This window comes from Rhodopirellula sp. JB055 (assembly GCF_043100905.1).
Classification (GTDB): domain Bacteria; phylum Planctomycetota; class Planctomycetia; order Pirellulales; family Pirellulaceae; genus Rhodopirellula.
In genome coordinates, this window is the sequence record NZ_JBICHO010000227.1 from 1 (window position 1) to 8,196 (window position 8,196).

The following is an 8,196-nucleotide window of genomic DNA, read 5'->3' on the forward strand; positions in this document are numbered from 1 at the left end:
GCGACCGATCGAGCCGGGGTCTTGGCGGCAGTCGCTTATGGATGCGTATGTTCAACGATTTCCTCGGGACAGTTTTCTCGAGGCCACCCATTTTGAAGCGACGACGTTGGATCCATGTTGGCCGCGCGAGATCGAAAAGCAAATTCGTCAGTACGAACAGACAACGTCAGCAGAAGCCGACCCAAATGGCAATTCGGTTCAGGACGCCAACTCCGTTCCGGATCCTGTTGAGAAACGTCAAAGCGATTGGATGACGTATTGGTCGATGGTGATCGAGCGTTTGCTCGACGCGACGTATGGACCTCGAGTGCATCACGCTGCAGAAGCGTATCGCGATGGCGACCCAAAGTTGCTGAAGCGGTTCTTGCAATCCAAGGGTGTCAGCCCGAAGTTTGTGCAGCGGATCCCGCCGCTGAGAACCAAGGCTCAAATTCAAAAAGCGGTCACGCGTCTGCAATCTTTGTTGCTGGACGAATGAACGTGGCGTCGGAGTCCGACGTTCTCCAAACCGGAACCGTCAGCGAGGAAAAAAAGATGTTGAATTCGCCTCGCTGACGCGTCGGGTTATGAAAGAACCAATGCCTCACGCAAAAGCGCAGCTTCAAAACTGACGCGTCGGGTTATGAATAAATCAATGCCTCACGCAAAAACGCAATTTCAAAAGTCCGATGTCAGGTAACGAACTAAGCTGAAACGGCTCGAGATGGTTTGAACGGGATGACCGATGGGGTGTCGGCGTCCATCACATTCAATTTTCGAACGCTGCGTTTGCGACGGACGGCGGGCATGGTTTCAGGAACCAAGGTGCGTCGCATCATGTCCCATTGCTCGCGGCTCATTTCAACGCAACTCTGAGTGAACCAGCCGACCGCTTCGCTGAACGTTTCTTGACGCAAAACAATCGGTTGCGATTGGACGCTGGTCAATTGCTCGCAGAACGGGCGATCATCGTCGGTGGCCTCGGATGACTCCGCGATTTCTTCCGAATGCAGTTTCAGACGTTCGGCGATTTCAATGAAGCGCGTCGCGACCACCAAGCGTTCATGCTCGGTAGCGCCAGGGATCACTGCTAAAATCGTTTCACTGGTATGCACGGATGTTTTCCAGGTTCATTTCGTCAGAATCAGTTTGCCTTGGCGCGTCTTGCGAAGCCGGTAAATCTGGCCTTCGTTCTCGATCCAGATTTCACCACCGCAACGAGCCAAGGCCTCGAATCGGATGATTTTGGGCATCCCACCGGTCGACATCGTGGTCGCCGATGGCACCGATTCAACTGCTGGGTTTCCTGCTGGAATTCCATTCACCACCGCACCCGCGGGCAGTTCTGCCCAATTGGGATCGGTTGTCGACGAAGGTTTTGAATCGGCCATGCGACCAATCTAAGTCGACAGGATTGCTGAGACAAGGCCTTATTGCGAATGATTTGCAGTAAAAGTAGGCGGTCGCCGAGTGTGGAAATCACTGGCCATTTGGAACACATTCCCTGCCCGCAAAAGCCGTGATTCTTCCATCACTGGCGCTTGCAATTGCACCCCGACGGGCAACCCAGAGGCATCAAAGCCACCGGGCAGCGAGATCGCGGGCACCCCGGCGAGGTTGGCGCCGACGGTGAACAAGTCGCACAAATACATCGCGATCGGGTCGTCGGTTTTCTCGTTGAGCGCGAACGCGGGCGAAGGAGTCACTGGGCCGAGCATCAAGTCGACTTGTTGGAACGCAGCGTCGTAATCGTTCCGGATCAGACGTCGCACCTTGAGTGCTTGGTTGTAGTACGCGTCGTAGTAACCCTCACTGAGTGCGTAGGTGCCGATCATGATTCGGCGTTTGACTTCGCTTCCAAATCCGCCTTCCCTGCTGAGTGAGTACATGGCTTCGAGCGGCCCTGTATCTGCGGCGGCGATCTCGGCATCGCTGACACGGTATCCGTAATGTGCTCCATCGAATCGCGACAGGTTACTGCTGGCCTCGCAGGGAGCGATCACGTAGTAAGTCGGCACCCAGTATTTGCTGTGGGGGAGTTCGACTTCGACGATTTCGGCTCCTTGTTCACGAAACACCGATTCGGCGGTCGCCAAGGCGTCGCGAATGGCAGGTGAAATCCCGTTTTGGTCTAGCCCTTCTCTCAGGACACCGATTCGCATGCCCCGCACGTCTTCAGCGGCCATCGCGGGAGTGAAATCGGGGACCTCAGCGTCCACAGAAGTGCTGTCGCGAGGGTCGTATCCCGCCATCGCTTGCAACCCAATCGCGACGTCGTCGACCGACCATCCCATCGGTCCGGCCTGATCCAGGCTGCTGGCGAAGGCGACCAAACCGTACCGGCTGACTCGGCCGTAAGTGGGTTTCAGCCCGGTGACGCCGCAAAACGCGGCCGGTTGTCGGATCGATCCGCCGGTGTCAGTGCCGACGCTCAGGGGAACGACTCCCGACGCGACGGCGGCTGCCGCTCCACCGCTGCTGCCCCCCGGGGTTTTGGTGGTGTCCCAAGGGTTGGCAGTGACGCCCATCGCACTGGTTTCAGTGCTGGCGCCCATCGCGAATTCGTCCATGTTGGTTTTACCGACAACAATCGCTCCGGCGTGTTTCAACCGCGCGACCACGGTTGCGTCGTAGGGCGGAGTGAAACCGTCCAGCATTTTTGACGAGCACGTGGTGGGCATGTCCGATGTGCAGAGGACGTCTTTGATCGCCACGGGCAGGCCGGCGAGCGGGCCAAGTGTTTTGCCGGATTTGCGATCCGCATCGACGGTTTCTGCTGCCTGCATCGCGGACTCCTCCGCGACGTGCGTGAACGCATTGATCGTTGGCTGAGAGGCCCGGATAGCGGCGAGTGATTGTTCGATGACCTCGACGGCGGTGACTTCGCCCGACTCGAGTTGTTTCAAAATTTGCGAGGCCGAATGCAACATGAACGAACCGTCTTGGTCGCGTGGAAAGGAGCGTGAATGGTTTGCGAAACGGCAGTATCGGCGATCGGCCGCTGGATTGGAATGCGACTGAATTCCATCGCGATTGCCGCCCGCAGGACCGGATGATTGGGGCGGGCGACACCGGGAGACATCGGGCGGATTCGACGCAACCGAATCAAGGCACGTGCATCGGCCACGTCAATTCGGCAACGCAGCCAATCAGGGCCGGGTGCAACTGGATGGTCGCACCGTGCAATTCCGCGATTCGGTGGACTCGGCAGAGTGACAACCCGAGTCCGCGGCCTGCTTCCCGGCCACTGAAGTAAGGGTCAAATGCACGAGCGGCATCTTCTGCCGTCAGGCCTTGTCCGCTGTCGGAGATTCGGAGCAGGCACAGCTCAGACTCTGAGTCGGTTTGAATTGCGAGAGCAATTTGGCCGTCGACGCCAATCGATTCCACGGCGTTGAGTATCAGCGCGCGGATGGCTTCGCCGAACATCGACGGATCACCATCGCATTTCAAAGATCGTGGAACCTGGATGTCCACCACGATTTCGTGGGACTGTAGGGTCGGCCGCATCGGTTCGATGACTGAGTCCACTACCTGTCTCGCTTCAAAACCAGACACCCTCTGTGGCTCCGGCGGATGAGCGTAGAACATGAGGTCCGCAATCATCGCGTGCGCCCGGTAGGATTGGTCGACGATCCTCTGCAAGGACTCCGCTTGTTGGGGCGAGGCGGCGGCTGCGATCAATCCCTGGGCCCGTGTCGCGATGTTAGCCAGTGGATTGTTGATCTCGTGTGACAATCCATACGCCAATTGCTTGGCTAAATCGCGGCGGACGGATTCCAACGATTGCGAAAATTCGCTCTGCAAACGCTCGCGTTCGGTCACCATTGTGGTGACTTTGCCAAACGCTTCGTGAGCGTCTTGATTGGACGGGTGTTTGTTCGGAATCGATGCGGGGTCGGCCTGATCGGAATCGATCAAACGAATGGAGTGCATCGATTCGCAAATGCTCGCTTGACGATGCAGACCGGCGGCCTTCCACCACAGATCCGATTCCATCAACCAACGCGAGAAGGGCAAGGTCTGGAAATGCTGATCCAGCCGCATGAATCGCTGGAGCAGTTTCTCGCCCGTTTCGGTGTCGGGGCACGACAGGAACGAAGCCCCATCCCAAACATTGGCGCCGTGACGAACCCACCAATCAGCGAGTTGCTTGGTCGTCCATCGTCCAGCAATCGGACGCCATCCACGTTCGTGTTCCTGTACCAGCTTTGCAGCAGTGAACAGACACAACGCGGGGTCGTGGTGGAGCGTGTTGCGCAGCTTTCTACGAAACGTGGCACTGGTGTCGCGAGAGACCAACGCGTGCAACAACGTCGTCGACGAACTGGAACGCATCGGCAACCAAATGCGTTCTTCGTGTGATGGATTCGCTGTCCCATTGTCATGTTCAATGACAATGGGGGGCAACCAACCGGCAAACAAATCAGCCGATGACACCGCGATCCATTTCGAGCAAGTTGCAGGCGCGGCTAACCAAGTCGTCGATCGAGAACGGCTTCTGCATGAAGTCGTTGGCGCCGGCAGCTTTCAAACTGTCGACCTTGCTGTGCTCGACCATCCCGGAGATACAAAGAATCTTCACGGTGTCCATCGATGGATCACTGCGGACTCGTTGGCAGACCTCTTTCCCGTTGATATCGGGAAGCATGACGTCCAAGATCACCAGGTCAGGGCGAAACTCTTTCACTCCCATCCCAGCGTCAAAGCCGTTGTTAGCAGTGCGGATTTCAAACCGTTTGTCACGTTGGAATCCGTCTTGCATCAAGTCAACCAAGTCTTGGTCGTCATCGACGATCAGCAACTTTTTCTTGCCGCTTTCCAAGGCATCGGTCGGGATCCCATTGTCCTTCATGAACAAGAACAATTGTTCGCGAGGGATCCGTCGGAATTTGCTTCCAGGGACTCGGAAACCCTTCAGCGAGCCGTTGTCGAAACAACGAATGATCGTCTGTTGACTGACTTTGCAGATCTTGGCTGCTTCGCCAGTCGTGAATACCGTTTTTGTGGTCATGGCGGGAACCGTCCTCCCTGTGGGGTAGCCCAATACCGAAATGAGGAAAGCGCAAAGCCAATGAGCGGTCAGAGAAAACTCTCACCGAAGCACCCAGCTTCACTCCGTCACTCCAATTAGCAAAACCTCGGGGATGATGCACTAGCACTTCAACCCACTAGAGTCACAAACGCACTTAAAATCCGCCAAACTCGCAGGGGTCACAAGCGACCGCACTTCCCTGTCTTGCTATCCAGTCAAATCATACAGTTCAGGCAAGATGGGTCAAGGTTGATTGAGGCCTCACCGGTGCAGCGGGTGGTGATTGTCAGCGCAGGGCGGAATCAACCGCTTTTTTAATGGGGGCTGTGTACGTTTCCCCGTACGACGGCCTTGGAAGGTCATCGTACGATTTTGAAGAATTTCCCCGACGGTCTTGGAAGACCGCCGCGCGGGGGCAACGTCGTCCTACTGAGGCATCTTCGCGAGATGAAGACTCGTGGTCTTTCAAAGCGAAAAGTGAGGGTTGGTCGTCGTGGACGAGGCCACGTGTCGTTGGATTTGGCTCCAGTTCAGGACTCGTGGCCTCATCCACTACGCTAAAAACAAGTCGTGACAGACCACTTGTGAATCAGGACACGTGAATCACGGCTTTGACGACGCCGGTCTCGGGATCGGTCCACGATGGGAACGATTCGATCACGTCTTCGAAATTTGCGTGGTGAGTGATCCACGGATCGGTGTCGATGACACCCGTTTCGATCAAATCGATGATGCGAGCAAAATCGCGAGTCAGCGCGTTGCGGCTGGCAAGGATCGTCAATTCCCTGCGATGCAGAAACGGTGCATGCGGGAACTGCAAATCTTACTGGGTGATCCCGACGTAGACGACTCGTCCGCCGAACGCTGCCATCTCCAACGCACGTCGCATGGAATGATGGTTGCCGGTCGCGTCGACAACCACATCGGCGCGGCGGCCTTGTGTCATCGCTTCCAGCTTTTCGATGTCGGCTTCCGATCCATCGAACTGGATCGTGTTGGTGACACCCATCTTCTCGGTGACAAAATCCAGCCGCGTTTGGCTGAGGTCCGCGACAATGACATTGGCACCCGCCACTCGAGCGAACTCGATCGCGGACAATCCAATCGGTCCCGAACCAATCACCAGCACGGTGTCTCTCTCGGTGACCTGGGCTCGATCAATCGCGTGGCAACCGATCGCCAGAGTTTCAACCAAGGCCGATTGTTCGTACGAGAGATTGTTGGCTGGATGCAACTTGCGGGCGGGCAAGATCATCTTTTCAGTCAATCCGCCATCGCACATCACGCCGAGTGTTTGGTGTGATTCGCAGCAGTTCGTCAAACCACGCTCACAGGAATAGCACTCTTGGCAATTGATGTATGGTTCGACACTGCAGCGATCGCCGACCTTCACGTTCTCGACGCCTTCGCCAACCTCGAGGATTTCAACGCCCAGTTCATGGCCGGGAACTCGCGGGTAGGAAAAGAACGGGAACTTGCCGAGGTATCCGCCCAAGTCCGTTCCGCACACACCGACGCGGTGAATCCGAACCAAGGCTTCGCCGGGCCCCGGTGGTGATGGTTCGTCGATTTCGATCTGCTCCCACTGCTTGGGAGCACTCAATTGCAACGCTTTCATGCTCAGGCTCCCGTTCCAATGGCTTTGCCATCTTCGTCGATGAACAACGCCAACAGGTGACGATCGTAGATGTTTTCGGTGACTTGTTGTCCGACAATTTCTTCGTTGGATTCCAAGAGATCCGTGTATCGAGCGCCCGCTTTCGCCGCGACTTTGAACGAGACGTGCAGCAACTGACGCACGTTGGCGTTGAAGTTCGGATTTGAAGGGATGTGGCGAATCAATTCCGCGAACGCAGGACCATCCAGCTTTTCGACAGCAGCCGAATCGGGCAATTGCGAACGGTCAATGTCGATGACGCTGGCGTAAGGGGCACACAATTCGTCGACGTGTTCCAACGCATAGACGTAGATCTCTTTGGCAAGTGCCAACCCATCGCCACCAGCTTCGGCCAACCCGATGATTTCTTCGAGCCAAGTGGTGCCGGCGGTCTTCAAGTGGACGCCCGCGCCGGTTCGTTTCAAGCAATCGCGAATGATCGGGTACAGGCTGAACTTGTCGCTGCCGCTGTGAACACTGAGCTTCAAAACTTCGGGCAAACCGTACGCTTTGACGGCGTGAGCCAGCACGGCAACGTCGTCATTGAATTCACGTTCGAACTGAGCCAAATCGCCGACGTAGTCGACGCCTTTGTTGAAGCGTCCGGTGAACTTCGGCGCGATCGTTTGCACACGGATGTTCTCATCCGCCAGCATGGCCAGGATGATCAGCAATTCCGGGGGCGTTTGCGGCTCGTCTGTCTCGTCCATCGAGACTTCGGCGATGTAGTTGCCTTCGCCTTTGACGGATGCGATGTGGCGATCGATCTCGCCTGCTTCTTTGGTGGCCAACATGTACTGACCAGCGACTCGGCGAACGTCTTCTTCGGTGATCGTCAGCGGAGCGGAGAGGCCATCGAGTTCGAGCGTGCCGATCAGTTCGCTGTGCTTGGCTACGAAAGCGTCGATGTCAGCCGGGTCGGCAGGTTTGCCAATCGAATCAGCAACGTCGAGCGTGAAGAAGTCCGAGCAAGGCAGGAACGGTTCGACGGTTTGCAAACCGATGTGGTCCGCGTCGACGTGCCAAGGGCGATCGAAGCCAAGCTTTTCGACGGCGGCAGCGGCAGCGTCATGCACACTTTGTGGTTCCGAGCCCACAAAGGTGTGCTCGCGATTGGATTTATTCCAAACCGGAGCGACGTGGATGCCCTTTTCGGCCAGACGAGTGAAGGATCGCAGTTGAGCGGCCGCTTGGTGGGCGAAGCGGTCACCGACGCCGAAGGAGTATTTCTCGATCGTTAGCAAGGGAAGGCTCTCGAGGCATGGGGGGATGTATGAGATGGTTGCTTAGCAATATGACCGATTCAGCCCATTTCGACCACGGGGTTGTTTGTGCCCTTTGGAACCCTAAGCCTTAGCTCTGTATAGACTTCGGTGTCTGCTGATCCGCTTCGCGAAACAACGCGCCAGCCCTTGTTAAGCAGGTCGGCAGGAATGATCGGGTAGAACCTCACGTAGGCGAGTCTCTCTGAGACTCGCAAATGACAGCGTCTCGGAGAGACGCCTCTACGTGATCAAGCCCAAGG

7 protein-coding genes and 2 pseudogenes are annotated in these 8,196 nt (G+C 56.5%); 1 reads left to right on the forward strand and 8 read right to left on the reverse strand.

Going from position 1 to position 8,196, the window contains the following annotated elements; all coding sequences use genetic code 11:
- Window positions 1–478: pseudogene (locus tag ACF8AM_RS09405) on the forward strand (hypothetical protein); the annotation flags it as partial.
- A 205-nt stretch (window positions 479–683) separates the two neighbouring features.
- Here the strand turns inward: ACF8AM_RS09405 and ACF8AM_RS09410 are convergent.
- From ACF8AM_RS09410 to ACF8AM_RS09445, 8 genes and pseudogenes are all read right to left on the reverse strand, one after another.
- Complete coding sequence (locus ACF8AM_RS09410) at window positions 684–1,094, reverse strand: hypothetical protein (RefSeq protein ID WP_392555390.1); 411 nt, start codon at window positions 1,092–1,094, stop codon at window positions 684–686.
- 15 nt (window positions 1,095–1,109) lie between these two features.
- Entirely contained in the window at window positions 1,110–1,370 is a 261-nt protein-coding gene (hemP, locus tag ACF8AM_RS09415; protein ID WP_392555391.1) for a hemin uptake protein HemP, read from the reverse strand.
- Window positions 1,371–1,409: 39 nt separating this feature from the next.
- Window positions 1,410–2,909 (reverse strand): Asp-tRNA(Asn)/Glu-tRNA(Gln) amidotransferase subunit GatA, encoded by a 1,500-nt coding sequence (gatA, locus tag ACF8AM_RS09420; protein WP_392555392.1) that lies wholly within the window; start codon window positions 2,907–2,909, stop codon window positions 1,410–1,412.
- The gene (locus tag ACF8AM_RS09425; RefSeq protein ID WP_392555393.1) at window positions 2,882–3,061 is read right to left on the reverse strand and encodes a hypothetical protein; all 180 of its coding nucleotides are present in this window, start codon (window positions 3,059–3,061) and stop codon (window positions 2,882–2,884) included. The genes gatA and ACF8AM_RS09425 overlap by 28 nt, the downstream gene beginning before the upstream one ends.
- A 23-nt stretch (window positions 3,062–3,084) precedes the next feature.
- Window positions 3,085–4,419: a sensor histidine kinase gene (locus tag ACF8AM_RS09430; protein WP_392555394.1), complete on the reverse strand. Its 1,335-nt coding sequence runs from the start codon at window positions 4,417–4,419 to the stop codon at window positions 3,085–3,087.
- The gene (locus ACF8AM_RS09435; RefSeq protein ID WP_392555395.1) at window positions 4,406–4,993 is read right to left on the reverse strand and encodes a response regulator; all 588 of its coding nucleotides are present in this window, start codon (window positions 4,991–4,993) and stop codon (window positions 4,406–4,408) included. Before ACF8AM_RS09435 ends, ACF8AM_RS09430 begins: the two co-directional genes overlap by 14 nt.
- A 610-nt stretch (window positions 4,994–5,603) precedes the next feature.
- Window positions 5,604–6,632, reverse strand: a pseudogene (locus ACF8AM_RS09440) (zinc-binding alcohol dehydrogenase family protein).
- A 2-nt stretch (window positions 6,633–6,634) separates the two neighbouring features.
- Window positions 6,635–7,915, reverse strand: a complete 1,281-nt coding sequence (locus ACF8AM_RS09445; protein ID WP_392555396.1) for a tagaturonate epimerase family protein — start codon at window positions 7,913–7,915, stop codon at window positions 6,635–6,637.
- Between the last annotated feature and the right edge of the window lie 281 nt (window positions 7,916–8,196).

Bases quoted from the DNA above. Each gene is read 5' to 3' on its own strand.
- hemP (WP_392555391.1), bottom strand. From the start codon at position 1,370: ATGGCCGATTCAAAACCTTCGTCGACAACCGATCCCAATTGGGCAGAA.
- gatA (WP_392555392.1), bottom strand. From the start codon at position 2,909: ATGTTGCATTCGGCCTCGCAAATTTTGAAACAACTCGAGTCGGGCGAA.
- ACF8AM_RS09425 (WP_392555393.1), bottom strand. From the start codon at position 3,061: ATGTCTCCCGGTGTCGCCCGCCCCAATCATCCGGTCCTGCGGGCGGCA.
- ACF8AM_RS09435 (WP_392555395.1), bottom strand. From the start codon at position 4,993: ATGACCACAAAAACGGTATTCACGACTGGCGAAGCAGCCAAGATCTGC.